Below are 578 nucleotides of genomic sequence, written 5' to 3'. Positions count from 1 at the left end.
CGCCCGGCGTACTCCAGCACGCCGTCTTCGCGGTAGCGCGCCAGGTCGCCGGTGCGGTACAGCCGCGAGCCATCCGCCGCGAACGGGTCCGGCAGGTACTTCTCGGCGGTCAGGCCCGGACGCAGCAGGTAGCCGCGGGTGATGCCTTCGCCTGCCAGGTACAGCTCCGCCGTCGCCCCGACCGGCACCGATTGCAGCTCGCCGTCCAGCAGGTAGCTGGCGGTGTTGTGCAGTGGGCGGCCGATGTTGGCCTGCCCGCCCGCTTCACGGCGGGTCCAGGTCGAATAGGTGGTGTCTTCCGAAGGGCCGTAGAGGTCGTAGACGTGCTGGATGTGCTCCAGCGCGTAGAGCGCCTCGACCACCGACTGCTTCAGCGGCTCGCCCGCCAGATTGACGATGCGCACGCTCGCCGGTATCTGTCCGGCGCGCAGCAGCGCACTGGCTGCCGACGGCACGCTGTTGATCAGGCGCACCCGATCCCGCGCTGCCAGCTCCGGCAGCTCCAGGGCGTTGCGCGCCCCCACGATGAAACCGCCACCGGCCAGGGTCACGAACAGCTCCCACACCGACAGGTCGAA

The 578-nt window shown here is 70.1% G+C and carries 1 protein-coding gene; it reads right to left on the bottom strand.

The window, feature by feature from the left end; genetic code table 11:
- Positions 1–578 (bottom strand): AMP-binding protein (locus HU748_RS26135; RefSeq protein WP_186722531.1); only part of this gene is annotated, 578 nt, incomplete at both ends.

Origin of the sequence: Pseudomonas sp. RW3S2 (assembly GCF_014268955.1) — a bacterium.
Lineage (GTDB): Bacteria > Pseudomonadota > Gammaproteobacteria > Pseudomonadales > Pseudomonadaceae > Aquipseudomonas > Aquipseudomonas wayambapalatensis.
The sequence above is the reverse complement of the archived record's forward strand: the minus strand, read 5'-3'. Positions and strand labels throughout refer to the sequence as shown.